Consider the following 25,600-nt stretch of genomic DNA (forward strand, 5'->3'; position numbering starts at 1 on the left):
GTCCATGAACAAGCCGTTGCTTTCTGTGCGTGATCTTTCGGTCGCCTTCCGCCAGAATGGTGAAGAACGCATTTCCGTCGACCGCGTTTCCTTCGACATAAGACAGGGGGAAACAGTCGCACTTGTCGGTGAATCCGGTTCCGGTAAGTCGGTTTCAGCACTCTCCATCCTGAAACTTCTGCCTTATCCGTCAGCCAGTCACCCATCAGGGGAAATTCTGTTTGACGGCAAGGATCTGATGAAGGCTCAGGAGCCCGAATTGCGGCGCGTGCGCGGCAATGATGTCACCATGATCTTTCAGGAGCCGATGACTTCGCTCAATCCGCTGCACACGGTCGAGCGGCAGATTGCTGAAATCCTGAAAATGCATCAGGGCATGGGGGATCAGGCGGCGCGCGCGCGCACGCTGGCGCTTTTGCATGAAGTGGGCATTCGCGATCCTGAAAAACGCCTTGCCTCCTTCCCGCACCAGCTTTCAGGTGGCCAACGGCAGCGCGTTATGATCGCCATGGCGCTCGCCAACAAGCCGAAGCTGCTGATTGCCGATGAGCCGACAACTGCCCTTGATGTGACCGTACAGGCGCAGATTTTGCAGCTTCTTGCGGACCTTAAAGAATCGCAGGGCATGTCGATGCTCTTCATCACCCATGATCTCGGTATCGTGCGCAAGATCGCCGACCGTGTCTGCGTGATGAGCAAGGGCAAGATTGTCGAAACGGGTCCAACGCGCGAAATTTTTGATAATCCGCAGCACGACTATACCAAGCATCTCTTGGCGGCTGAACCAAAGGGCGAACCGCCACTGGCTGATCTTTCTGCCAAAACGGTGATGGAAGGCAAGGATGTCCGCGTCTGGTTCCCGATCAAAAAGGGGTTTCTGCGCAAGACCGTCGATCATGTGAAAGCCGTCGATGGCATCGACGTGACACTGCGCGCCGGCCAGACGCTTGGCGTGGTGGGTGAATCGGGTTCAGGCAAAACAACACTGGGTCTCGCCCTGTCGCGCATGATTTCATCCAAAGGCGAAATCCGCTTCGAGGGGCGCGACATTGCGCAGTTCAGCTTCAAGGATATGCGCCCGTTGCGCCGGGAAATGCAGATCGTGTTTCAGGACCCGTTCGGCTCGTTAAGCCCACGCATGACTATTGCCGATATCATTGCCGAAGGTCTTCTGGTGCATGAGCCAAGGCTTTCGGCGGATGCGCGCGACGAACGTGTGGTGGCAGCCCTTAAGGAAGTGAACCTTGATCCTGAAACCCGCTTTCGCTATCCGCATGAATTTTCAGGCGGCCAGCGCCAGCGTATCGCCATTGCGCGCGCCATGGTGCTCAATCCGAAATTCGTGATGCTCGACGAGCCAACCTCAGCGCTTGATATGAGCGTGCAGGCGCAGGTGGTCGATCTTTTGCGCGCATTGCAAAAGAAGCATGATCTCGCTTATCTTTTCATCAGTCACGATCTGAAAGTGGTGCGGGCACTGGCCAATGATGTGCTGGTGATGCGCAATGGCAAGGCAGTCGAATATGGAACCTCGCAGGAAGTCTTTGCCAATCCCAAAACCGACTATACAAAAGCGTTGATGGCGGCAGCCTTCCACATGGAGACGACCACTTCGGGAGGAGTAAAACAATGACAGGCAAGAATGATAAAAACATTCTTCTCGCACTCACCAATTGGGATCCAGCGATCTGGATCGACAGTTTCAAGGCGCATGGGCCGGATCGCAGTGTGGTGACAGAACGCACAGACAACGACCCAAGCATCGAATATGCGCTTGTCTGGAAGCAGAAGCCCGGTTCACTGACAAATCTGCCCAATCTCAAAGTGATCTTCTCGCTGGGTGCTGGCGTCGATCATGTCTTTCATGATCCCCATATTCCCGATGTGCCGCTGGTGCGTGTCATTTCAGATGATCTCACCATGCGCATGACAGAATATGTCGTCTGGCAGGTGCTTGACCATCACCGGCTTGGTGCAAGCTATCGCAAGCAGCAGAAAAACCATGTCTGGCACGAAGACCCGCGCCAGCCAGCAGCCCATGAAGTCACCGTCGGTATCATGGGGCTGGGTGTTTTGGGCCGCGATGCAGCCGAGAAACTAAAAACGCTCGGCTTCAATGTAACGGGCTGGAGCCGCCGTCCGCAGGAAATCGACGGCATTCAGACCTTCAACGGCAAGGAAGGCTTTGCGCGCTTTCTCAAGACTGCCGATATTTTCGTCTGCCTTCTGCCTTTGACGCCCGACACCAAGGGCATCCTGTCCATGAGCATGTTTGCGCAATTGAAAAGCGACGGACCGCTGGGCGCGCCTGTGCTCATCAACGCTGGTCGTGGCGGCTTGCAGAACGAAGCCGATATTCTGGCAGCGCTTGATCGTGGCTTGCTTTCCGCAGTCACGCTTGATGTGTTCAATCAGGAGCCATTGCCAACCGATAGCCCGCTGTGGACGCATCCGAAAGTCACAATCACCCCACATGCGGCTGCGAGTTCATCAGCCAGTGCAATCGTTCCGCAGATCATCCGGCAGATCGAAGCCTTTGAACGCGATGGAACGCTGGAAAACGTGGTCGATCGCGCCACACAATATTAAAAGATTAACCGGCTAATTACGATGCGCAATGTCTTTGCGCATCGTGATTGATGTTGTGCGGTTATAGCCGGGATGCGCAGTCTCAGCGGTTAAACGATAGCCCAGCTTTTCAAAAACCACGCGGTTGCGTATCAGCTCAATGCGTACCTGAAGCTCGATCACCGGCTTACCCCGCGCAACAGCTGTCTTATCAGCCTGTTCCATCAGCTTGCGACCAATGCCCTGCCCTTCCAGAGCTGGTGCCACCGCAAGTTTGCCGAGATAAAAATGGTCATGCTTTTCTTTGATAAACACGCATCCAGCCAGTTCGTCACCAAGAAAGGCTGCAAAGCCCTGTTCATCGCGGGCCTTGATCTTAAGGTTTTCAACCGTCAGCAGATGCACGGATGATGGCGGATCGATGATGCCATCCATATAGGCGAAACTGTCGCGAACGAGCGTCAAAAGGGCGTTCCAGCGGTCGAAGTCGGGGCCAATCGCGATCATGCGAAACTGTGTCATTTCGGTTTGCGCGCCTTGTATCGGATGGTTTCGAAGCGCACATTCAAGGCGTTGTAAAGCAGAAGCCGACCGATCAGCGGCTCGCCAATTCCTGTTACCAGTTTGATGACTTCCATCGCCTGCAAACTGCCGATAACGCCCGGCAACACACCAAGAATACCAGCCTGCGCGCATGTGGGCACAGCCCCAGGCGGTGGCATATCGGGGAAGAGATCGCGATAGGATGGGTTTTGTGTGCCGTCAGCACCTTGCCTATAAGGCATAAGAACAGTGACGGTGCCATCAAAACGGCCCATCGCACCGGTGACCAGCGGGCGTTCGGCCACGGCACAGGCATCAGCCAAAGCATACCGCGTGGCAAAATTGTCAGAACCATCGACAACCACGTCGTAATCGCCGATCAGGGCCTGCGCATTTTCGGCATTAAGCCGCAAGGCGTGCGTTTGAACATGCACATGCGGATTGATACGCGCGATGGATGCCTTTGCACTCTCCACCTTCGCCAGCCCGACACTGTCCGTATCGTGGATCACCTGCCTTTGCAGATTTGACAGCGAAACCGTATCGTCATCGACAAGACCGAGTGTGCCAATGCCTGCCGCCGCCAGATATTGCAGCACAGGCGCACCAAGGCCGCCGGCCCCCAAAACCAGAACACGGGCGGCTTTCAGCTTCTGCTGACCCGGCCCGCCAACTTCCGGCAGCACGATATGGCGCGCATAGCGCTCCAATTCTTCCGATGAAAAAGGCTTTGATGATGCATTCATAATGGCTCAACATAAGCCCGCGCAAATGCGCTGTCAGCGACTATTTTCAGATTTTTGTCAGTTGGCCCGCCGCCACATTGAAAAACTGCGCATCGCCTTCCAGCGCCTCAAAAAGCGATCGGTCAGTGCCAGTCATGAATGCCTGCCCGCCAAGATCGTCAAGGATGCCGAACAGTGCTGCACGGCGTCCGGTATCAAGATGAGCAGCAATCTCATCAAGCAGAAGAATCGGTGCCATGCCGGACAATTCTCCCGTTAGTCTTGCATGTGCCAGAATAAGGCCGATCAGCAGTGCTTTCTGCTCACCCGTTGAACAAAGGGCTGCGGGCATCGATTTGGGCCGATGCTGGACGATGAGATCGGTTCGATGCGGGCCTTCGAGTGTGCGCCCCGCGGCGCGATCGCGCGCACGGCCATCGCGCAACGTGCAGCGAAAATCCTCTTCCAGATCAAGAGCTGCTTCCAGAGCGATTCGCTGTTCCAGCGATCCTTCGAGAAAGCAATCTGCCTTGGGGAAAGGCCCATCTGTCGGCAGACGCTCAATCATCGCCGCGATCAGCCGCATGCCTTCTGCGCGTGCTGCCGCAATGGCAATGCCCAGTTCCGCCATCTGGCTTTCAATCGCATCAAGCCATTGCGTGTCACCATTGCCATCACTGAGCAGACGATTGCGCGCGCGCATGGCCTTTTCATAATCGAGCACCCGCTTGCCGTGGCCCGTGTCAATGGCCAGCACCATGCGGTCGAGAAACCGCCGCCGGTCCGAGGCGCCACCGGTAAACAGCCCATCCATGGACGGCACAACCCACAACACGCGTGCATAATCAAGCAACTCATCGCCCGATGCGGCTATGCCATTGATGCGGACCTTGCGGCCACCTTCGCCCCCGCCTGTCGTACCCGTGCCGATTTCAGCGTCGCCATAGATCATGCAGTCAAGTGCTGCATGAATGGCAAAGCCGTCATGGCTCCCCGCGCGCGCCACATCATCATAGGATGCGCGGCGCAGCCCCCTCCCCGGAGACAGAAACGACAAAGCCTCAATCAGATTGGTTTTGCCCGAACCGTTTTCGCCGGTCAGCACCACATGGCCGGGGCCAAGCGGCAGCGCAAGCTCCGCATAATTGCGGAAACTGACAAGTTTAAGCCGCCGGACCGAAACTCGATCCGGGCGGCTTATATTGGATTCAGACATGCTCACGGTCGGTTTACAGATCCTAGACGCGCATCGGCATCAAAACATAAAGCACATCTTCATCGCCGGTATCGCGCACAAGCGTCGGAGAGCCTGCATCGGCCAGCATGAAGACTGCATCGGTGCCTGAAAGCTGGCTTGTAATGTCGAGCAGATATTTCGAGTTGAAACCAATCTCAATCGGGTCAGCATCGTAATCGGCAGCCAGTTCGTCAGTCGCACTGCCCGAATCGGGATTGTTGACGGTAAGCGTCAACTGACCATCGGCAATCGAAAGCTTTACCGCACGGCCACGTTCGCTTGAAATGGTCGAAACACGGTCAACGGAGGCTGCAAAATCCTGACGGCTGATGGTGAGCTTCTTGTCATTGCCCGATGGAATCACCCGCTGGTAATCCGGGAATGTCCCGTCGATCAGCTTGGAGGTCAGAACGACAGAACCAACAGTGAAGCGAATCTTTGCATCCGAAAGTTCAACCGAAACGACCGTATCCGGCGCGTCGACGAGCTTCTGGAGTTCCGCAACCGTTTTGCGCGGAATGATGATGCCTGGCATGCCCTCAGTACCCGAAGGGGCTTCCAGTTCAGCGCGCGCAAGACGGTGACCATCGGTTGCAACAGCGCGCAGCTTGAGCGCTCCATCGCTTTCAATGGCATGGAAATAAATGCCGTTGAGATAATAACGGGTTTCTTCCGTCGAAATCGCAAACTGCGTGCGATCAATCAGGCGCTTTAAGGCCTGCGCATCAATGCGGAAAGTATGCGTGAAAGAACCCGAAGTCAGTTCCGGGAAATCCGACTGTGGCAGGCATTGCAGGCGGAAGGACGACTTGCCCGAAACCACCGACATGGAACCGCCATCTGGGTTCGTCGACAGCATAACTTCCGCACCATCGGGCAGCTTGCGCACGATATCATAAAGAAGATGCGCCGGAACGGTGGTGGCTCCTGCCTGTTCGACCATGGCAGCGGTCGCTTCATTGACCTCGAGATCAAGGTCCGTTGCCTTGAGGGCAAGGCTTGCGCCTTCGGCCTGTAAAAGCACGTTCGACAGGATAGGAATCGTGTTGCGACGTTCGACAACGCGATGCACATGATTGAGGGATTTAAGAAGGTTCGACCGTTCCAGGGTTACACGCATATTGAAACGCACTCGCTCTCTAGGACTGGGCAACCGCGCAACGGGCAGACGCCCCTATCAATAAGGCACCTGTGGCGCCAGAAGGTTTGCTAAAGTGGCAGATTTTTGAGGCGAAAAGCAAGCCCACGCCGCGTCTCAAATCGACACAGCGCAGGCTTTTTAACTCATTTCTATCGATCAGGCGGCCTGATCGTTGATCAGACGCTTGAGAAGCTCAAGTTCCTGCGCAAGCTTGCCATCGGCACCGACCAGGTCTTCAATCTTGCGCACGGCATGAAGCACGGTTGTATGGTCACGTCCGCCAAAACGGCGACCGATTTCCGGCAGCGAGCGCGGGGTCAGCATCTTGGCAAGATACATCGCAACCTGACGCGGCTTGACAATGGTGCGCGTACGGCGGTTCGACAGCAGATCCTGTTTGGAAACATTGTAGTGACGTGCAACAATGCGCTGAATTTCTTCAATGCGGATGCGCTTTGGCTCACCAACGCGGGTCAGATGGCCCAGCAGTTCATCAACACGGTCGATGGAGAGATTAGGCTCGAACGACTGGCGGAACAGAAGCTGGTTGAAAGCGCCTTCCAGCTCACGGCCCGATCCGGTGACGGTGCGGGCAACATGGGTAAGGATTTCATCCTGAATGTTGAGGCTTGGATCTTCCACCTGTGCGGCAGTCAGGCGGCGACGCAGCATTTCAACGCGCATTTCGTAATCCGGCGCTGCAACTTCGAGAGCCACACCACCCTGAAGGCGCGAACGAACGCGGACATCAAGCGATTCCAATTCCGATGGTGGGCGATCTGCTGCCACAACCACCTGCTTGGCGCTGTCGAGCAGCGTGTTGAGCAAATGACAGAACTCGTGCTGGATCGATTTCCCCTGCAGGAATTGCATGTCGTCAATGACCAGCAGATCGATATCGCGCAACTGTTCCTTGAACGAGAGCGCATTGTTGTCGCGAATGGCGGTGGCAAAGCGCCACATGAAATATTCGGCCGTCAGATAAACAACACGTGCCTTTTCCTGACGCTGCAATGCTGCGGCGGCAATGGCCTGCAAAAGATGCGTCTTGCCAAGACCAACGGATGCATGAATGAAAAGCGGGTTGAAGCGCACGGCACTTGAGCCTGCTTCTGCAATGGTGCGGGCGGCGGCAAGAGCGACGCGGTTGGAAGCACCATCGATAAAAGAATCAAACGTATAACGCGGGTCGAGGGGAGAGCCGAGAACCGCGCCTGATGCCGATTCGGCGACGACTGTGGAGCCGCGCTTGTCAGCGCTGGGCTGACCGACCGGGAAAACCACCTTTTCGCGTATTGCAGCCGGCGACTTTGCTTCGGTGGCTTCACTGGTTTCAGCAGGTGCTTGCGCACGAACCACACGGCTCACGCCGCGCACGACCACTTCAACTTTCAGAATCTGCGGGTTTTCTTCCTGCCAGAGTTCCGTCAGCAATTCGGAATAATGATTGTTGATCCATGAGCGAAGGAAAGCTGTCGGAACGGACAGGCGGACAACGCTTTTGGAGAGATCGTCCAGTTTCAGGCGGCCAAACCAGCTTGAGTAAATCTCGCTGCCAACGCGCGCCTTGAGCTTTGCCGTCAGACGATCAAAAACGTCATCGCTGACGCCAGTATCAGCACTCACCATGAGGCTTGTGTCTTTTCCTTTAGCAGAAGATCCATGGATACGGTTCGCATGCGCATCATCACCCATCGTTGCCGTCGACTTACCAGTCATCATTGCCATCATCTCGCCTGCCTTCACATTCTTACGCGCCATTTTTGCGGCGCTTGTCGTTATTTCCCGCATAGGTCCGCCTGATCTTTTGATCCGGTCGCCTCGCAGGTACACATTTTAACTCAAGCCCTCACGGGAAGGGCCAAACACAAACTCAAACAGTCCACGCTTCGAACACATGCCATGGACCACCCCCCGGACGCTCCTTTTCGGCTACGCGTCGACTCACAAAATCCTTGCTCAAAGCTGATTGCCCGGAACGGGTCTTGCGACAACCATTCAATTGACGAAGATGCGCCTAAAACAGCATTCCGGTTAATGAATGGTAAGCACCCCCATAAGAGACAAACATAACAGGAACAGGACCTTAGACACAGAACTAAGCATTCGCGGAGGAACATTCCGCGCCAATATAGAACAAATTTTAATGCTAACTCTGAGCCGTGGCCCACCTCTCTTGAGCCCTGACTTTAACGAAGCCTTGTGGCAAAGAGCAAGTCTAAGAATTGCTGTTTTTTCTTCAATTAAGGCTTGCATGGCCTGCAAACGCGACCGGAGAATCGGGCATCAAAGAAATAACACCTTTGGATTCAATGTGTTTTGATTGCTGATTTTTTAGACGGCCACTGTCTGTTCTCCTAGGAAAATAATTTTTAATAATTTGCTTGACTCAAACCCGCTTCCGAGTCCTTCGGCACGCCTGTGGATAAGTGTGGATAATACCTCACAAGCTTTTGAAAAAGAAAGGGAAATTGCACCAGTCACTTTCTGGAACACTGCGAAATTTTACGAATTAATTGCATAATTAATACAGAGCGGTGCCGGCTCAAACATAACAGCGCATTCCTTAAAATCATTCCAAAAAGAAAAACCCGGCTAACAATGAGCCGGGTTTCTAAAACCTGATTTTAATTTCAGGAAATATTAGGCGTTCAGAGCCTTAACGCGTGCGGCAAGGCGCGAAACCTTACGAGCAGCTGTATTCTTGTGAACGACGCCCTTGGAAGCGGCGCGCATCAGTTCTGGCTCAGCAGCCTTGAAAGCAACCGATGCTGCTTCCTTGTCGCCGCTCAGGAGCGCATCTTCAACCTTGCGGATGAAAGTGCGAACGCGCGAACGGCGCGACTTGTTGATTTCGGTGCGTGCGGCTATCTTGCGCACTGCCTTCTTGGCCGAAGGAGTATTGGCCATAAATGCCTCTCTTTTTCTGTCAGCTAGCCCATTTGGTCAAACCGTTGGGCACAAAACCACTAGGGCAGCCATAATGCCTAGGGCCACCGATCCGTGCCGGGCTTATAGATCAGCTTTATCTTCGCGTCAACGAGGATTCTGATCTGCAAACCAGCCAGAAGGCCGGATATGCGGCCTTCTGGCTGAAATTTCGGCCGCCTGAGACGCCAATCTGGCTAAATGGCACGGGAAGCTCTGTCTTTATAATCACGCGATCAGCGATTCTTGAAAGATGGCGTACGCTTGTCGATAAAAGCGGCCATGCCCTCTTTCTGGTCTTCCGTCGCAAAGAGCGAGTGGAACAGGCGCCGCTCGAAACGCAAACCTTCATCAAGGGTGGTCTCGTAAGAACGATTGACCGATTCCTTCACCATCTGCACGGAGAGCTGTGAGAAGGAAGCTATGCGTTCCGCCGCCTTCAGCGCCACTTCGATGAGTTCCTCCGGTGCAACCAGACGCGAGACAAGGCCGCAGCGTTCGGCCTCTTCGGCCTCCATCATGCGCCCCGTCAGACACATATCCATCGCCTTCGATTTGCCAACAAAGCGCGTGAGACGCTGCGAGCCACCCATGCCCGGCATCACCCCCAGAGTAATTTCCGGCTGGCCGAATTTGGCATTGGTGGCGGCGATGATGAAATCACACATCATGGCAAGTTCACAGCCCCCGCCCAGCGCATAGCCTGAAACGGCGGCAATGATTGGCTTGCGCACGCGATCCACCTTGCGCCACTCCGCAAACATGTCCTGCAAATAGGCATCAACGAAGTTGATCGGCTGCATTTCTTTAATGTCGGCACCGGCCGCAAAGGCCTTTTCGGAGCCGGTCAGAACGATCGCGCCGATTCTGCCATCGGTGTCAAAAGCAGCCAGTGCTTCGGTGAGTTCCTTCAGCACAGTGCTGTTTAATGCATTAAGCGCCTGTGGCCGATTAAGACGGACAAGACCAACGCCACCGCGCGTTTCTACAATGATCGTTTCATAAGCCATGGGGAAACCTCTCCTCCTTGATCGGTTTATATTTTGCGGCCAAGGTGGACCGAGGCTTTGCATTTGGCAAGACCAGCCGAATATCAACTTTGGCAGGAGGCGCAGAAAAAGGTCGAGCGGCCCGCCTGTACGGCACGCTCCACCAAAGCACCACAGCCCGGTGCACGGCATGGCTGCGCCTCACGCCCATAGACAGAGAATGAGTGCTGAAAATAACCGAGCGCGCCATTGGCCTGAATGTAATCCTTAAGACTCGACCCGCCCGCGGCAATCGCCTCGGCAATCACGCTGCGAATATCGCCCGCCAGACACTCAAGCACCGGCTTATCATTGGCAATGGAACCCGCAGACCGCATGGGTGAGAGCCGGGAGCGCCACAAAACCTCACAGACATAGATATTGCCCAGTCCAGCAATCAGACGCTGATCAAGAAGGGCCGCTTTCAGCGGTGTTTTGCGGCCTTCAAAGAGGGTTCCAAGCAATTCACCTGACAGGCGATTGCCGGTGGGTTCAGCGCCCAGCCCTTTGAGCAGAGGATGCATATCCAACGTGCCTTTTTCTGCAAAAAGCATGAAGCCGAACCGCCGTGGATCATTATAAATGATGCGTGCGGCTGCACCATTCGGGCGCAGGAGATGGAAAACGACATGATCATGTTTGGCGATTTTGGATCGCTCATGATGAAAGTCACCGGGTATGGCTTGCGCATCATCCGCTTCAATCCGAAACGAGCCGGACATGCCGAGATGGCAGATGATCGACAGCCCGTCATCAAGATGCAGGGTCAGATATTTCGCACGCCGCCCCAGCGCATCTATATGGCGCCCCGTTAGACGTTCAACAAAATGATCCGGAAAGGGAAAGCGCAAATCGGGCCGGTTTTGCTCGACCCGCGCAATTGTTGAACCTTCCATAAAAGGTTCAAGACCCCGGCGAACCGTTTCGACCTCTGGCAATTCGGGCATTGATCATCTTTCAGGCAATGACTGTGGTTACACGCATATAAGCCTATCGCCTTGTGTTTGCCATCCGTTAACCCAAACCAGATTGAAGCTGTTTCCAACCGATATTAACGTTTTATTTTCCTTGTTTCTTAAACTCATCACAATTGGCAGGCAATAAAAGAAGCCCCAACGAGACTTCAGCTCAGGGTAAGTAACATGCCGGCTTTGATGACGCGCTTTTTCAAGAACAGATCGGGTGCAGCGATGATCGAATGCACACTCATCGGTGCGCTGGCGATTATTGCTGTCGTCAGTGGTATGGCGCTTTTTGCAGGAAAGCCCGCTTCCGCTTTTGACTATCGTGCAGCGCAGGTTCAAACTTACGATCAACGCTGAATTTCATCGCTTCATGCAGAATTGAATAGCCACCCGGTTCACGCAGGGGGGCTATTTGTTTATTGGAGTTATTATAAATTTTTATTGCCGAGGATTATCATGACCGTTGAGATCATAGCCGCAAAATCAGCCGAAAGCCGCCCAGTCTGGTTCATCAGCAAAAATGCCATTGATCAGGCGGGATTGACGCAGGATGCCCTAAGCTGGGCGAAGGCCAATGATTTTAACGGCCAGGCCGGTCAGGTTCTGGTGCTTCCCGGTACCGATGGAACGATTGCCGGGGCGCTGTTTGGCACAGGAGATATTGCACAGGGCGGACAGTCGCAGTTGCTCGCCGGAAAACTGGCGCGTGGTCTGCCCGAAGGCGACTGGCACATTGAAGGAAAACCGGATCACGCCGAGCTGACTGCCCTCGCCTTCTTGATGGGTGGCTATAATTTCACGCGCTACCGCAAGGGCAGCGACAAGATGATCCGTCTGGCGGTGCCGGAAGGTGTGGATGCCGCAGAAATGCAATCGATTGCGTATGCCGTGACGCTGGCACGTGACCTCATCAACACGCCCACCAATGATATGGGGCCGGACGCGCTGGAACAGGCAACGCGCGATCTTGCTTCCAGAAATGGCGCGAAAGTCAGCACCATTGAAGGTGATGCGCTGCTCAAACAAAACTTCCCGATGATCCATGCGGTCGGTCGCGCAGGCAGCATCGCGCCGCGCCTTATCGATCTCACATGGGGCAAGGACAGCGATCCGAAAATCACGCTGGTCGGGAAAGGCGTATGCTTTGATACCGGCGGTCTCGACATTAAGGCTGCAAGCGGCATGTTGCTGATGAAGAAAGACATGGGTGGCGCTGCCAATGTGCTGGGCCTTGCGTCCATGATCATGGATGCCAAGCTCCCCGTGCGGCTGCGCGTGCTCATCCCGGCGGTCGAAAATTCGATTGCAGGCAATGCATTCCGCCCGAGCGATGTGCTGCAAAGCCGCAAAGGGTTAACGGTGGAAATCGGCAATACCGATGCGGAAGGCCGTCTGGTTCTGGCCGATGCGCTGACACTGGCCGATGAAGAAGAGCCGGACCTGATCATCGACATGGCAACGCTCACAGGGGCTGCGCGCGTCGCACTCGGCCCCGATCTGCCGCCTTTCTACACACATGATGATGCGCTGGCTGCGACCATTGCAGACAAAGCCACCGAGACGGCTGATCCGCTCTGGCGCATGCCGCTGTGGCAGCCCTATACGCAAAAACTCTCATCGCGCGTTGCGGATCTCAACAATGTCACCACCGATGGTTTTGCCGGTTCCGTTACGGCTGCTCTGTTCCTGAGCCGCTTTGTTGAGAAGGCAAAGGCTTGGGCGCATTTCGATATTTACGGCTGGGTGCCCGTCGAAAAGCCTGCTTCGCCTGTTGGCGGCGAAGCACAGGCCATTCGGGCGCTTTATGCGCTTCTCAAAGAGAAATACGCAGCCCGGTCGCAACAAAGATGAAATGACTTGCCTGCAAAAAGAAAACAGCGTTGAATGATACGGGTCCGAAACAATGACCAAGCATTCGGTATGACATGCCCGTTGAACTGAAGCCTTTGCAGGCACTGACATTGCTGAGAACGCTTTCGCTGGCACAGGTGCAGGATGAAATGCCTGACCTGACCACGCGGCAGGTTGCTGTTCTTCTGACCATTTATCTGGAGCCGCCGCCGCATACGGTGCGCGGCCTTGCAGCCAAGCTGAATGTCACCAAGCCGGTGATAACGCGTGCGCTCGACACGATGGGCACGCTCAATCTCGTCTCCCGGCATCGTGATGAAAAAGATCGTCGAAATGTGCTAGTTAAAAGAACAGTCGCTGGCGCGCTTTATGTCGAAAGACTGGGCGATCTGGTGATCGCCAATGCCAGGGAGTTACCATTGTGAGCATGCTCGACCATCGTTTGAATGCCTACCGTCCCGATCTCGCCGATGAACGGTTGAGCGGTCAGGTGGAGGCGAGGCGTTTTACGTCCGGCACAGTGATGCAGGTTTGCGATTCGGTGGTCGATCTGCGCGCCGACCCTCGCCCGGACAGCGGACCGCAAACGCAAATTATCTTCGGCGATAGGGTTCGTGTTTTTGACGAACAGGATGGCTGGTGCTGGGTTCAGGCTGAACGCGACGGCTATACCGGCTACGTATCAGCGGCTTCACTCGAAAAGCCGGAAGCTGAGGCGACGCATATGGTGATCGCGCCGCGCACATTCGTCTATCCTGGCAATGATCTTCGCTTCCCGCACACCAGAACATTGTCGCTTGGCTCGCGCGTGCGAATCGTCGGCTCCTCTGAAAAACGCGGCACCGAATATGCGCTGCTTGCGAGCGGCGAAGCGCTGATTGCCCGGCATCTCAAGCCATTGAGCGACCATGCCGAGGATTTCGTTGCGGTTGCCGAAACGCTCATGTATACGCCCTATCTCTGGGGCGGGACATCCGGCTTTGGTATTGATTGTTCCGGCCTTGTCCAGCTTTCAATGTGGGTGGCGGGTCGCAAAGTGTTGCGCGATTCGGATATGCAGCAAAACACGCTCGGCGAGGTTGTCGCGCCTGATGCGGATTATTCCAATCTCAAGCGCGGCGATCTCGTCTTCTGGAAAGGCCACGTTGCCATTTGTGCTGCGCCTGACATGCTGATCCATGCCAGCGGTCACACGATGAGCGTCACATTGGAGCCGCTTAAGGATGCCATCAAGCGGATCGCCTATCTTTATGATCTGCCAACACTGATCCGCAGGCCGTAAGTGTGCGACCATGAAGGCAAAAGCGACAATAAGAATCGCAGGGCTCATTCTCGGTCTCGCCCTTTTTTTGCCTTCAGCCGTCTCGTTTGAAAGAATTTCCCGTATGACCATAACGGCGTCCCCGGCAAGCTTTGCCAGCGTCAACGGCATTGAAATGTATTACCGTGTCGTGGGCAAAGGTCCGCCGATCCTGCTGATCCATGGCGGTCTTTCCGACCAGCATGTCTGGGATGCGCAACTGCCGATTCTGGCACGCGATCATATGGTGATTGTGGCAGACAGCCGCGGACAAGGGCGCTCGACACGCACCAATAAACCGATCACCTATGACTTGATGGCCGATGATTATGTGGCGCTGCTCGATTATCTCAACATTGACAAAGTCGATCTGGTTGGCTGGAGCGATGGCGGCATAATTGGTCTCGATATTGCCATGCGTTATCCTCAACGATTGAAAAGCCTGTTCGCACAGGCTGCCAATGTCACGCCGGAAGGCTCAACCGGCTTTGCGCTGGCGCGCGCGCAAGGCAAGCCAATTCCCGAACTGCGCCATTATGCAAGCATCGACAAGGAAATTCATGCCCTTTGGGCCAATGAGCCGAATTATTCGATTGATGATCTCGCAAAAATCAATGTGCGAACCGCCATCGTGATCGGTGATCACGATACGGCCATCACACGCGAGCATACGGAATTCATGGCGCATCATATTCCGGGTGCGAAACTGATCATCCTGCCCGATTCGGGCCATAGCGTTCCGGCGGAAAACCCGCGCCTTTATGCACGATCGGTGCTCACCTTCATCGCTGATGATGCGGCTGCTGATCGTCTCACCGCCAGCAAATAAAGTCAGGTTCTGTTCGGAAGCACACGGTCCGGCGGACGATGACCGTCGACAAAAGCCCTGATATTGATGATCACCTTGTCACCCATATCAACACGGCCCTCAATCGTGGCCGACCCCATATGCGGCAGCAAGACGACCTTGCCCTTTTGCGCCAGTGAGAGCAGGCGCGGATTGACCGCAGGTTCATGTTCGAAAACATCAAGGCCTGCACCGGCAAGCTTGCCCTGCTCAATCAGATCGACCAGCGCATTTTCATCGATAATCTGGCCACGCGCTGTATTCACCAGATAAGCCGTCGGCTGCATCAACGCGATCCTGCGCGCGGAAAGCAGATGAAACGTTGCCGGTGTCGAGGGACAATTGACCGAGATGATGTCCATACGGGCCAACATCTGATCAAGGCTGTCCCAATAGGTGGCTTCCAGCTCTTCTTCGATCTGCGCGCTCACCCGCTTGCGGTTGTGATAGTGGATCGAAAGTCCGAAAGCCTTGGCGCGGCGCGCAACCGCCGTGCCGATGCGGCCCATGCCGACAATACCCAGGCGCTTGCCCCAGATGCGGCGGCCGAGCATCCATGTCGGCGACCAGCCCGGCCACTGGCCATCGCGCTCATTGAGCACGTTGGCCCCTTCAACCAGACGGCGCGGCACCATGAGAAGGAGCGCCAGCGTCATATCAGCGGTGTCTTCGGTGAGAACATTGGGCGTGTTGGTGACGGTAATACCGCGCTTTGCAGCCGCAGCCACATCGATATTATCAACACCATTGCCGAAATTGGCGATGAGTTTGAGATTGGGCCCAGCCTGCTCAATCGCTGCCGCATCAATCACATCAGTGATGCAAGGCACCAGAACATCAGCCTCTTTCATCGCTGCGATGATTTCGGGCTGCGACATGCGATGGTCGTCTATGTTCAAACGGGCCTCGAACAATTCCCGCATTCGGGTTTCCACCGGGTCAGGCAGTTTCCGGGTCAGAACAACCAGCGGCTTTTTCTTGTTCGACATCTCCACCCCATTTTTGTGAGCCCATTATTTGAGCAATACCACCTGTGCAGGCGCACAAATTTCACAGGAAACCTGCCTTGCCGTTTAACACGTTGAGACCTCCTTAACCAAGAAGGTGCAATATGTGATTTTGCTTCGGCTGCTCATCTCTAGCAAGGCGGCGCAGCAAAGACAAAGAAAAACAGAATCGTTAAAACGGCATCAAACGCGGGAAAACCGCGAAATTTATTAATTCAGCGGTTTCAGACGCTCCTCCCCCTGTCCTGAAACTGCATCGACATGACAGGACGGCGAGAGGTCAGAATTGTACCGAGTACTTTCGCAACGCTTTTTCATCGCAGTGCTTGGCAGCATCGCATTGCTTTTGGTCATCGCATCTCTTGGCGCACCAACCACGCACGCCGCCAATGCCGCATCCCCCGCCGGCACCACACTTGGTGCAAGCGGGCTGCCTGTGCCGCGCTTTGTCAGTCTCAAACCGGCGCGCGTCAATCTGCGCATCGGGCCGGGACGTGATTATGCGGTTTCGTGGCTGTTCATGAAATCCGGCCTGCCTGTCGAAATCATTCAGGAATATGACAACTGGCGCCGCATCCGCGATGCCGATGGCACGGAAGGCTGGGTCTATCAGTCACTTCTTTCCGGCAAGCGCACGGCTGTGACAGCACCCTGGCTCAAAAACGATGCAGGCTCCATGATCATCATGCGCCGTGATCCAGTGGAAACGGCCAGCGTCGCAGCAGAAATTGAGCCCAATGTGATCGGCACCGTGCGCGAATGCAACGGGCAATGGTGCCGGATGGACGTGCAGGGTACGCGCGGCTGGATCAAACAATCCGACCTCTGGGGAGTTTACCCGGATGAGGTGTTTGACTGATCCTGTATCGCCCCTATCTTGACGCTACACCGTTTGTGAGATTAATTCTCACGAAGCAAAGATAAGAAGGAGTTTTATGCGCAGACGTTCATTGTTGCCGTTTTAACGGATTTGGACCTCACCCAGCGGGGTGGGATTTTTGTGCATATCAAAACTCTGGAAACATCATGAAAAACAGGATTATCGACATCCGCGCTTATGAAGCGACGGACAAACCAAGTTTGTCGTCCATCTGGTATCGCGCTTCGATGGAAGCCCATGCATTTCTGGGTCAGGATTTGCTGCGCAAGCAACGAAAGCTGATCGAAGACGTGTATCTGGAAAAGTCCGAAACTTTTGTTGCGGTCCTTGAGCGCAGGCCTGTGGGCTTTATCGGCCTGCTGGACAGCTTTATCGGCGGACTGTTTGTCGATCCGCACGATCAGGGCCATGGCATCGGGCGCCGTTTAATCAACCATGCTCTGGCAGAGAAAGGCAAACTCTCACTTGAGGTTTATGCCGACAATAGAAGCGCTTGTGCGTTTTATCAAAAGCTTGGTTTTCGGGAAATCAGCCGCCGTGCGCAGGATGACAACGGACTTCCATTTGCCAATATCCTGATGGAAATCAAGGCATAATAAAGAAGCGGGGCGATTGCTCGTCCCGCTTTTCATTCCTATTCTTTATGGGTTCTTACCAGGCTGGAATAACCGAGCCCTTGAAGGTTTCTGCAATAAACTGCTTCACTTCCGGGCTGTGATAGCTGCTGATGAGCGTCTTGACCCATTCAGCATCCTTGTCTTCGCTGCGCACGACCAGCACATTGACATAAGGCGCCTTTTCACCTTCGCGGATCAGGGCATCGCCTGCCGGGTTGAGGCCTGCTTCCAAGGCATAATTGGTGTTGATGACCGCAGCATCCACATCTTCGAGTGAGCGCGGCAGTTGCGCTGCATCCAGTTCCACGAACTTCAGGTTCTTCGGGTTTTCCGTCACATCGATTGATGTAACCTTCAGGCCTTTCGAAGAATCAAGCTTGATCAGACCATTATCGGCAAGCACCAGCAGCGCGCGACCGCCATTGGTCGGATCATTCGGGATGGCAATGGTGGCACCATCCGCCAGTTCCGAGATATTTTTCAGCTTTTTCGAATAGAGACCCATCGGGAAATTGACCGTTTGTGCCACGGTCTCAATGGGAAAGCCGCGATCTGCAACCTGATTGTCGAGATAGGGCTGATGCTGGAAGGAATTGGCCTCAAGGGCCTTATCGGCCAGCGCCATGTTGGGAATCACATAGTCAGAAAATTCCTGGATATCGATGTCCATGCCCTTGGTCGCTGCGACTTCCTTGACCTTTTCCATGATCTGCGCATGCGGACCGGGCGTCACGCCGATGCGGATCTTTTCGGCAAAAGCGCTTGCCGTTGAGAAAAGGGCGAATGCGGTGGCCGCAATGATCAACTTACGCATAGACGTCTCCTGTCAAATCGTTATCGACGCATTCATGCCCGGTTGGGAGGACCGCTTTCAAATGCGCCTGAGAAAGGGATGGGTCGGATGAATCATTTTAGACTTCAGCGCGCAACAAAAAAGCAGCCCGAAAAGGCTGCCTTTTTAGAAAATTATACCAAATGCCTAACGCGTCTTGCGGCGAAGGCGGACGATAATGTCCACATTGACGATTTCCATACCCTGCGGCGCTTCGGGCATGTTGGAAACGGTTGGCTGTCCACGCTCACCGTGCGGTATATCGAAAACCACATTCTCGCCTTCGAGGAAGAAATGCTGGTGGTCGGAAATATTGGTATCGAAATAAGTTTTCGACCCTTCGACCGCAATAATGCGCAGCATGCCGGCTTCGGTGAACTGGTGCAGCGTGTTGTAGACAGTCGCAAGCGAGACCGGCACATTTGCGAGGACTGCTTCTTCATGAAGGTCTTCAGCGGAAAGATGGCGGTCGCCCTGCGCATAGATCAGATTGGCAAGCGAAACACGCTGGCGCGTCGGGCGCAAACCCGCGCCGCGAAGCCGCTCTTCCATTGAAACCATCGAGTGGCTGGCATGATAATTCTGCATTTTCACCCTTGGATCCGTCACAAGCTTGTAGCAATTTCGTCAAACATTAAACGGGCTGTTGCCCATTGCATACTGACATTGATATATGCCGTTGCGGATTAAGTATCAATAGGCATGGCAATCCCGCCTTTTTTTGGAAAGCCACCGGCACTATTTTACTGATGGAAACACTCTGTGTTAGAGGTGTTCCCGAAAGACGACAACCCGACCGTTTCTGACGCAGAAATGGTCACAGCAGAATAATCCTCAAGGGAGGCGTAATGGCAGAACAGAAATCGAGCTACGGGTATGAAGAGCTCTTGAGCTGCGCGCGCGGCGAGTTGTTCGGTCCCGGCAATGCACAGCTCCCCCTGCCGCCAATGCTGATGGTGCACCGCATCACCGAAATTTCCGAAACAGGCGGCGAGTTCGACAAGGGCTATATCCGTGCCGAATACGACGTCAGCCCCGATGACTGGTACTTCCCATGCCATTTTCAGGGCAACCCAATCATGCCGGGCTGTCTTGGCCTCGACGGCATGTGGCAGCTGACGGGCTTCTTCCTTGGCTGGCTGGGTGAACCCGGTCGTGGTATGGCGCTGTCCACCGGCGAAGTGAAGTTCAAGGGCATGGTTCGCCCGACCACCAAGCTTCTGCAATATGGCATTGACTTCAAGCGTGTGATGCGCGGTCGTCTTGTTCTGGGCACAGCCGATGGCTGGCTGAAAGCAGACGGCGAAACCATCTATAAGGCAAGCGACCTGCGTGTTGGCCTTTCGAAAGACAGCGAAAGCGCTTAAATTTATCATCATTCACGGGCGCGACCGTAGAAAACATCGAGTTTTCATACGGCCGCGCTCAAAACATGCGAAGATCGCACCTATCTAATCGTTAAGAGATCAGCCTCGCCGGCTGATCACACGAAACAGGTGCAAAGGAGAACGCGATGCGGCGTGTGGTCGTAACGGGTATGGGGATTGTATCCTCAATTGGAAATAACACCGAAGAGGTTACAACCTCTCTGCGTGAGGCCAAATCCGGCATTTCCCGTGCTGAAGAATATGCCGAACTCGGATTCCGTTGTCAGGTACACGGTACCCCGAAGATCGATGTCGAGGCGCTTGTAGACCGCCGCGCCATGCGTTTCCATGGCCGTGGTACGGCCTGGAACCACATCGCCATGGATCAGGCGATTGCCGATGCCGGACTTTCGCAAGAGGAAGTCTCCAACGACCGCACAGGCATCATCATGGGTTCCGGCGGTCCTTCGACACGCACGATTGTCGACAGTGCCGACATCACCCGTGAAAAAGGCCCCAAACGCGTTGGCCCTTTTGCCGTGCCGAAAGCCATGAGCTCGACCGCATCGGCAACGCTCGCGACCTTCTTCAAGATCAAGGGCGTGAATTATTCGATCTCTTCGGCTTGTGCGACATCGAATCATTGCATCGGCAATGCCTATGAAATGATTCAGTATGGCAAGCAGGACCGCGTTTTCGCGGGTGGCTGTGAAGACCTCGACTGGACCCTTTCGGTGCTGTTTGATGCCATGGGTGCCATGTCGTCAAAATATAATGACACGCCGTCAACTGCTTCGCGCGCCTATGACAAGAACCGCGATGGTTTTGTGATTGCAGGTGGTGCTGGCGTTCTCGTGCTGGAAGACCTTGAAACAGCCCTTGCGCGTGGCGCCAAAATTTACGGCGAAATCGTCGGCTATGGTGCGACATCTGACGGCTACGACATGGTTGCGCCTTCGGGCGAAGGTGCCATTCGCTGCATGAAAATGGCGCTTTCAACCGTCAAGGGCAAGATTGACTACATCAATCCGCACGCCACTTCGACACCTGCTGGCGATGCACCGGAAATCGACGCCATTCGCCAGATTTTCGGATCGGGCGATGCCTGCCCACCCATTGCCGCCACAAAGTCGCTGACCGGCCATTCGCTGGGTGCAACGGGCGTGCAGGAAGCAATTTACTCGCTTTTGATGATGAAGAACAACTTCATCTGCGAAAGCGCTCACATCGAAGAACTGGATCCTGCCTTCGCGGACATGCCTATCGTCCGCAAGCGTATTGATAATGCTCAGCTCAACACCGTGCTTTCCAACTCCTTCGGGTTTGGCGGCACCAATGCGACGCTGGTTTTCCAGCGTTACGAGAGCTGAGAGAGAGGGAAAATATGGAAGGCTTGATGCAAGGTAAACGCGGCCTCATTATGGGGGTCGCGAATAATCATTCACTCGCATGGGGAATTTCTAGGCAGCTTGCAGCACAGGGCGCCGAACTGGCATTCACCTATCAGGGTGATGCGCTCGGTAAACGCGTAAAGCCGCTGGCCGAACAAGTCGGTTCGGATATGGTTCTGCCTTGTGATGTTGAAGATATCGCTTCAGTTGACGCTGTTTTTGCTGAAATCGAGAAGAAATGGGGTAAGCTCGATTTCATCGTTCATGCCATCGGCTTCTCGGATAAAACGGAGCTGAAGGGACGTTACGCAGACGTCACCACACGTGATAATTTCAGTCGCACCATGGTGATTTCCGCCTACTCCTTCACCGAAATGGCACAGCGTGCAGAAAAGCTCATGAAGGACGGCGGCTCGATCCTGACGCTGACCTATGGCGGTTCGACTCGCACGATCCCGAACTACAACGTCATGGGCGTCGCAAAAGCAGCCCTTGAAGCGATGGTTCGTTATCTGGCTGCCGATTACGGCCCGCAGGGCATTCGTGTGAACGCGATCTCAGCCGGTCCTGTGCGCACGCTGGCTGGTGCCGGCATTGGCGATGCACGCGCAATCTTCAGCTATCAGCGCCGCAATTCGCCACTGCGTCGCACCGTCGATATCGACGACGTCGGCAAATCGGCTGTTTATCTGCTGTCGGATCTTTCGAGCGGTGTGACCGGCGAAATCCATTATGTGGATTCGGGCTATAACATCGTTTCGATGCCCACCCTGGAAGAACTCAAAAGCTCAGATGCCGAACGCGGCGAATAAGCTTTGTTTTCACCAACAAAAAAGCCACCTGCGAGGGTGGCTTTTTTAATTACTTTTTTGCATCAAAGATTTTGAAGCCATTTGCCTCTTCAAGCACACTCACATTCTTGAACACGCTCTTGAGTGTCGCCTCATAGGGCAACTGGCGGTTTGCAACCATCAGCAAGCGTCCGCCAACCTTGAGCCGTGAGGCAGCCGCAGCAATAAACGTCTGACCAAGCGACATGTCGGTCGCCCGTCCTTCGTGAAAGGGCGGGTTCATGATGACGGTGTCATAAATGCCCGTCAGCTTTTCACTCGTCACGTCAAACCAGTTGAACGCAATCGGCACAGACGGACTGAGACGCTGCAGATTGCCGCGAGCGGCTTCCAGTGCCTCGTAATCAGCCTCGAAGAGATCGATGCTCTTGAGGCGATCAACATGTTTCAAGCTTTGTGCTGCAAGATAGCCCCAGCCAGCACCCAAATCCGCAACATGGCCGAACACGATCTTTTCCATATGGGGAACGAGCAGCGCTGAACCCTTGTCGATGGCGCCATGTGAGAACATGCCGGGTTCGGTGCGGAACACTTCGTCAATATCAGCTGCCAGCGGTTTCAACGCATGGATGAAGTCATCATCGAGATCGGCCGGACGCTGCAACCAGAATGCCACGGCATGGTTCTTGGACAGGCGGTCGCTGATTTGCGCAATATTGCCGACCCATTTGCGGAAACTGTCAACGCCCAGTTTCTTGTCGCCACAGACAACGATCCAGCCACCCGGCTCAACACGCGTCAAAAGCTCCGCAAACCACGCCTCATTGCGCCCGCGATGTTTTCCGAGCAGAAGTAGCCCGCCGGAAAAACGCGCACTGTCGGGCAACCTCGGCTCAACCTGAAAGCCTTCCTTTTTCAGCGCCAGAAAATCCGGGCGCCATGGTTGCAGGCAGGTCAGCGCCTGCTTCCATTCGTCCTCAAGCGACCGGTCCGCAGAAATTCCACAGGCGAGGAAGGACTGGCCCTCTTCAGGAATATCCAGAATATCCTGCTCGAACGGCAGAAACAGTGTTTTTTGTGCTGGTGTCATCATGCTTCACCCATGCCGTTCAATTGTTCTGCGCGCAACAAAAAAGCGCGCCCCAAATGCCCTGGGACGCGCTCTTTCTCAATTGATTGCAGACTGCAGCGCTTATTCAGCGTCGGCTTCTGACTTCTTTTCAGCAACGATTTCCTTGCCGGTTTCCTGATCGACAACCTTCATCGACAGGCGAACCTTGCCACGCTCGTCAAAGCCCATGAGCTTGACCCAGACTTTCTGGCCTTCCTTGACCACATCCGTGGTCTTGGCAACGCGGTCAGCAGCCAGCTGCGAAATGTGAACCAGACCATCGCGTGGACCGAAGAAGTTCACGAAAGCGCCGAAGTCAGCGGCCTTAACCACCGTACCTTCGTAGATTTCGCCGACTTCCGGTTCTGCAACAATCGAATGAATCCACTTCTTGGCGGCTTCGATTTCCTTGCCGTTGGACGAAGCAATCTTGACCGTACCATCGTCTTCGATGTTGATCTTCGCGCCTGTCTTTTCGACGATTTCGCGAATGACCTTGCCGCCCGAGCCGATAACATCACGGATCTTGTCGGTTGGAATGTTCATCACTTCGATGCGCGGAGCAAACTCACCGAGTTCTTCACGCGAGGTGGAAAGAGCCTTGCTCATTTCACCCAGAATGTGAACGCGACCGCCCTTTGCCTGTTCCAGAGCAACCTTCATGATCTCTTCGGTGATACCGTCGATCTTGATGTCCATCTGAAGAGCAGTGATGCCGTTTTCCGTACCGGCAACCTTGAAATCCATGTCGCCGAGGTGATCTTCATCACCGAGAATATCGGAGAGAACAGCGAAGCGTTCGCCTTCCTTGATCAAGCCCATCGCAATACCAGCGACCGGACGGATGATTGGAACGCCTGCATCCATCAGCGCCAGCGAGGTGCCGCAAACGGTAGCCATCGATGACGAACCGTTGGATTCGGTAATCTCGGAAACAGCGCGGATCGTGTATGGGAACTGTTCAGCAGCTGGCAGCATTGGGTGGATTGCGCGCCATGCGAGCTTGCCATGACCGATTTCACGACGGCCTGGCGAACCCATACGGCCTGTTTCACCGACCGAATATGGCGGGAAGTTGTAATGCAGCATGAAGGATTCCTTGTAGGTCCCCGTCAGTGCGTCAATCATCTGCTCATCTTCGCCGGTGCCAAGCGTGGCAACAACGATGGCCTGTGTTTCACCGCGGGTGAACAGCGCCGAGCCGTGGGTGCGTGGCAGAAGGCCAACTTCCGAAACAATCGAACGAACGGTCGAAAGATCACGACCATCAATACGGCTGCCGGTATCCAGAATGTTCCAGCGAACGATCTTCGCCTGAAGATGCTTGAAAACAGTAGCGAATTGTTCAGTCGAGAATTCCGGTTCTTCAACGCCTTCGGGGAAGAAGTGATCTTTCGCCTTGGCCTTGGCAGCGTCAACAGCCAGATAACGCGCCTGCTTTTCGGTGATCTTGTAAGCATCGCGCAGATCGTTTTCAACAACTGCGAGCATCTTGGCTTCAAGGTCCGACAGGTCTTCCGGCTGGAAGTCACGTGGTTCTTTGGCTGCAACTTCAGCAAGCTTGATGATCGCATCGATGACGGGACGGAAGCCCTGCTGTCCGAAAACAACAGCGCCGAGCATGACATCTTCGGAGAGTTCCTGTGCTTCCGATTCCACCATCAGAACGGCATCAGCAGTACCGGCAACAACCAGATCAAGCTTCGATTCCGGCATTTCGTCGATATTCGGGTTCAGCACATATTCGCCGTTGATGTAACCGACGCGCGCGCCACCGATCGGGCCCATGAAAGGAACGCCGGAAAGGGTCAGTGCAGCCGATGCTGCAACCATCGACAGAATGTCCGGATTGTTTTCAAGGTCATGCTGAATGACGGTGAGAACAACCTGTGTATCGTTCTTGTAGCCATCAACGAACAGTGGGCGGATCGGACGGTCAATCAGACGCGAAACAAGCGTTTCGTTTTCGCTTGGACGGCCTTCACGCTTGAAATATCCACCAGGAATCTTGCCAGCTGCGTAGGTCTTTTCCTGATAGTTTACGGTCAGCGGGAAGAAATCCTGACCCGGCTTTGGTTCCTTGGCAGAAACGACAGTCGCCAGAACAACGGTTTCGCCGTAGGTTGCAAGAACGGCACCGTCAGCCTGACGGGCGATCTTACCGGTTTCGAGTGTAAGCGGACGACCGCCCCATTCGATTTCTACTTTATGTGTATTGAACATATCTCGTCCTTATATGGAGACGCCGCGCAAAAGCGCTGGGACATCATCCGGGTTGGCGGACACGCCACGGGCAAGACAACGGGAAGTTCGTTATGACCAGAATATTCAACCCGGAATATTCTCTTGCACGAACCACCTGCAATCCTGCCCCATGACTGGTCCAGGTCATGAGCCTTATGGCTCGGTTGGCATGACGGAATGCACCCGGTGCACCGTCTCATGCCAGATGGGCTTTTGCCCTTTAAACG

General features: G+C 54.6%; 25 protein-coding genes. 12 read left to right on the forward strand and 13 right to left on the reverse strand.

All coding sequences use genetic code 11. The features are described from left to right. Positions 1 to 4: 4 nt before the first annotated feature. A complete protein-coding gene (locus VBH83_RS00895; protein WP_265982591.1) occupies positions 5 to 1,633 on the forward strand; it encodes an ABC transporter ATP-binding protein in 1,629 nt (542 codons plus the stop codon). Beyond that, complete coding sequence (locus VBH83_RS00900; RefSeq protein ID WP_265982590.1) at positions 1,630 to 2,589, forward strand: glyoxylate/hydroxypyruvate reductase A; 960 nt, start codon at positions 1,630 to 1,632, stop codon at positions 2,587 to 2,589. Before VBH83_RS00895 ends, VBH83_RS00900 begins: the two co-directional genes overlap by 4 nt. A 12-nt stretch (positions 2,590 to 2,601) precedes the next feature. Here VBH83_RS00900 and VBH83_RS00905 read toward each other — a convergent pair whose 3' ends face one another. The 8 genes from VBH83_RS00905 to mutM all read right to left on the reverse strand — a co-directional run bounded on the left by VBH83_RS00905 (position 2,602) and on the right by mutM (position 11,117). Beyond that, positions 2,602 to 3,090 carry a GNAT family N-acetyltransferase gene (locus VBH83_RS00905; protein WP_265982589.1) on the reverse strand — a complete coding sequence of 163 codons (489 nt, stop codon included), beginning with the start codon at positions 3,088 to 3,090 and terminating at the stop codon, positions 2,602 to 2,604. Beyond that, positions 3,087 to 3,857 (reverse strand): molybdopterin-synthase adenylyltransferase MoeB, encoded by a 771-nt coding sequence (locus VBH83_RS00910; RefSeq protein ID WP_265982588.1) that lies wholly within the window; start codon positions 3,855 to 3,857, stop codon positions 3,087 to 3,089. The genes VBH83_RS00905 and VBH83_RS00910 overlap by 4 nt, the downstream gene beginning before the upstream one ends. A gap of 46 nt (positions 3,858 to 3,903) precedes the next feature. Further along, positions 3,904 to 5,052: a DNA replication/repair protein RecF gene (gene recF, locus VBH83_RS00915; RefSeq protein ID WP_265982587.1), complete on the reverse strand. Its 1,149-nt coding sequence runs from the start codon at positions 5,050 to 5,052 to the stop codon at positions 3,904 to 3,906. A gap of 22 nt (positions 5,053 to 5,074) precedes the next feature. After that, a complete protein-coding gene (gene dnaN, locus VBH83_RS00920; protein ID WP_265982586.1) occupies positions 5,075 to 6,193 on the reverse strand; it encodes a DNA polymerase III subunit beta in 1,119 nt (372 codons plus the stop codon). A 177-nt stretch (positions 6,194 to 6,370) separates the two neighbouring features. Then, positions 6,371 to 7,936, reverse strand: a complete 1,566-nt coding sequence (gene dnaA / locus VBH83_RS00925) for a chromosomal replication initiator protein DnaA (RefSeq protein ID WP_265983812.1) — start codon at positions 7,934 to 7,936, stop codon at positions 6,371 to 6,373. 921 nt (positions 7,937 to 8,857) lie between these two features. Then, the gene (rpsT, locus tag VBH83_RS00930) at positions 8,858 to 9,124 is read right to left on the reverse strand and encodes a 30S ribosomal protein S20 (RefSeq protein WP_265982585.1); all 267 of its coding nucleotides are present in this window, start codon (positions 9,122 to 9,124) and stop codon (positions 8,858 to 8,860) included. Between the two features lie 254 nt (positions 9,125 to 9,378). Then, positions 9,379 to 10,152 (reverse strand): enoyl-CoA hydratase, encoded by a 774-nt coding sequence (locus VBH83_RS00935; protein ID WP_265982584.1) that lies wholly within the window; start codon positions 10,150 to 10,152, stop codon positions 9,379 to 9,381. An 83-nt stretch (positions 10,153 to 10,235) separates the two neighbouring features. Then, the gene (mutM, locus tag VBH83_RS00940; protein WP_396995962.1) at positions 10,236 to 11,117 is read right to left on the reverse strand and encodes a bifunctional DNA-formamidopyrimidine glycosylase/DNA-(apurinic or apyrimidinic site) lyase; all 882 of its coding nucleotides are present in this window, start codon (positions 11,115 to 11,117) and stop codon (positions 10,236 to 10,238) included. Between the two features lie 195 nt (positions 11,118 to 11,312). Here mutM and VBH83_RS00945 point away from each other — a divergent pair, with 195 nt between their 5' ends. From VBH83_RS00945 to VBH83_RS00965, 5 genes are all read left to right on the forward strand, one after another. Continuing rightward, positions 11,313 to 11,492 carry a Flp family type IVb pilin gene (locus VBH83_RS00945; RefSeq protein ID WP_265982582.1) on the forward strand — a complete coding sequence of 60 codons (180 nt, stop codon included), beginning with the start codon at positions 11,313 to 11,315 and terminating at the stop codon, positions 11,490 to 11,492. 99 nt (positions 11,493 to 11,591) lie between these two features. After that, positions 11,592 to 12,986, forward strand: coding sequence for a M17 family metallopeptidase (locus VBH83_RS00950; protein ID WP_265982581.1), 1,395 nt, complete (start codon positions 11,592 to 11,594; stop codon positions 12,984 to 12,986). Between the two features lie 74 nt (positions 12,987 to 13,060). Further along, positions 13,061 to 13,411, forward strand: a complete 351-nt coding sequence (locus VBH83_RS00955; protein ID WP_265982580.1) for a MarR family transcriptional regulator — start codon at positions 13,061 to 13,063, stop codon at positions 13,409 to 13,411. Positions 13,412 to 13,413: 2 nt separating this feature from the next. Beyond that, the gene (locus VBH83_RS00960; RefSeq protein ID WP_396996101.1) at positions 13,414 to 14,268 is read left to right on the forward strand and encodes an NlpC/P60 family protein; all 855 of its coding nucleotides are present in this window, start codon (positions 13,414 to 13,416) and stop codon (positions 14,266 to 14,268) included. Positions 14,269 to 14,278: 10 nt separating this feature from the next. Continuing rightward, positions 14,279 to 15,115: an alpha/beta fold hydrolase gene (locus tag VBH83_RS00965; RefSeq protein WP_265982579.1), complete on the forward strand. Its 837-nt coding sequence runs from the start codon at positions 14,279 to 14,281 to the stop codon at positions 15,113 to 15,115. Positions 15,116 to 15,117: 2 nt separating this feature from the next. On the opposite strand, the gene VBH83_RS00970 is transcribed toward VBH83_RS00965, so the two are convergent. After that, positions 15,118 to 16,122 (reverse strand): D-glycerate dehydrogenase, encoded by a 1,005-nt coding sequence (locus VBH83_RS00970; RefSeq protein ID WP_265982578.1) that lies wholly within the window; start codon positions 16,120 to 16,122, stop codon positions 15,118 to 15,120. A 304-nt stretch (positions 16,123 to 16,426) separates the two neighbouring features. Here VBH83_RS00970 and VBH83_RS00975 point away from each other — a divergent pair, with 304 nt between their 5' ends. After that, on the forward strand, positions 16,427 to 16,999 hold the full coding sequence (locus tag VBH83_RS00975; RefSeq protein ID WP_265982577.1) for an SH3 domain-containing protein: 573 nt from the start codon (positions 16,427 to 16,429) through the stop codon (positions 16,997 to 16,999). A 167-nt stretch (positions 17,000 to 17,166) separates the two neighbouring features. Beyond that, the gene (locus VBH83_RS00980) at positions 17,167 to 17,616 is read left to right on the forward strand and encodes a GNAT family N-acetyltransferase (protein ID WP_265982576.1); all 450 of its coding nucleotides are present in this window, start codon (positions 17,167 to 17,169) and stop codon (positions 17,614 to 17,616) included. Positions 17,617 to 17,671: 55 nt separating this feature from the next. Here the strand turns inward: VBH83_RS00980 and VBH83_RS00985 are convergent, their stop codons facing one another. Together VBH83_RS00985 and irrA are read right to left on the reverse strand one after the other, a co-directional pair. Next, complete coding sequence (locus VBH83_RS00985; protein ID WP_265982573.1) at positions 17,672 to 18,451, reverse strand: MetQ/NlpA family ABC transporter substrate-binding protein; 780 nt, start codon at positions 18,449 to 18,451, stop codon at positions 17,672 to 17,674. Positions 18,452 to 18,616: 165 nt separating this feature from the next. Beyond that, a complete protein-coding gene (gene irrA, locus VBH83_RS00990; protein ID WP_265982571.1) occupies positions 18,617 to 19,057 on the reverse strand; it encodes an iron response transcriptional regulator IrrA in 441 nt (146 codons plus the stop codon). 260 nt (positions 19,058 to 19,317) lie between these two features. Here irrA and fabA point away from each other — a divergent pair, with 260 nt between their 5' ends. From fabA to fabI, 3 genes are all read left to right on the forward strand, one after another. Further along, entirely contained in the window at positions 19,318 to 19,836 is a 519-nt protein-coding gene (gene fabA, locus VBH83_RS00995) for a 3-hydroxyacyl-[acyl-carrier-protein] dehydratase FabA (protein WP_265982569.1), read from the forward strand. Between the two features lie 146 nt (positions 19,837 to 19,982). Next, positions 19,983 to 21,206 (forward strand): beta-ketoacyl-ACP synthase I, encoded by a 1,224-nt coding sequence (fabB, locus tag VBH83_RS01000; RefSeq protein ID WP_265982566.1) that lies wholly within the window; start codon positions 19,983 to 19,985, stop codon positions 21,204 to 21,206. A 14-nt stretch (positions 21,207 to 21,220) separates the two neighbouring features. Further along, positions 21,221 to 22,039, forward strand: coding sequence for an enoyl-ACP reductase FabI (gene fabI, locus VBH83_RS01005; RefSeq protein WP_265982564.1), 819 nt, complete (start codon positions 21,221 to 21,223; stop codon positions 22,037 to 22,039). A 49-nt stretch (positions 22,040 to 22,088) separates the two neighbouring features. On the opposite strand, the gene VBH83_RS01010 is transcribed toward fabI, so the two are convergent. Then, positions 22,089 to 23,111, reverse strand: coding sequence for a class I SAM-dependent methyltransferase (locus VBH83_RS01010; RefSeq protein ID WP_265982562.1), 1,023 nt, complete (start codon positions 23,109 to 23,111; stop codon positions 22,089 to 22,091). A gap of 99 nt (positions 23,112 to 23,210) precedes the next feature. Then, positions 23,211 to 25,352, reverse strand: a complete 2,142-nt coding sequence (gene pnp / locus VBH83_RS01015) for a polyribonucleotide nucleotidyltransferase (RefSeq protein ID WP_396995968.1) — start codon at positions 25,350 to 25,352, stop codon at positions 23,211 to 23,213. Between the last annotated feature and the right edge of the window lie 248 nt (positions 25,353 to 25,600).

This window comes from Ochrobactrum sp. S1502_03 (assembly GCF_044435015.1).
Classification (GTDB): Bacteria; Pseudomonadota; Alphaproteobacteria; order Rhizobiales; family Rhizobiaceae; genus Brucella; species Brucella chromiisoli.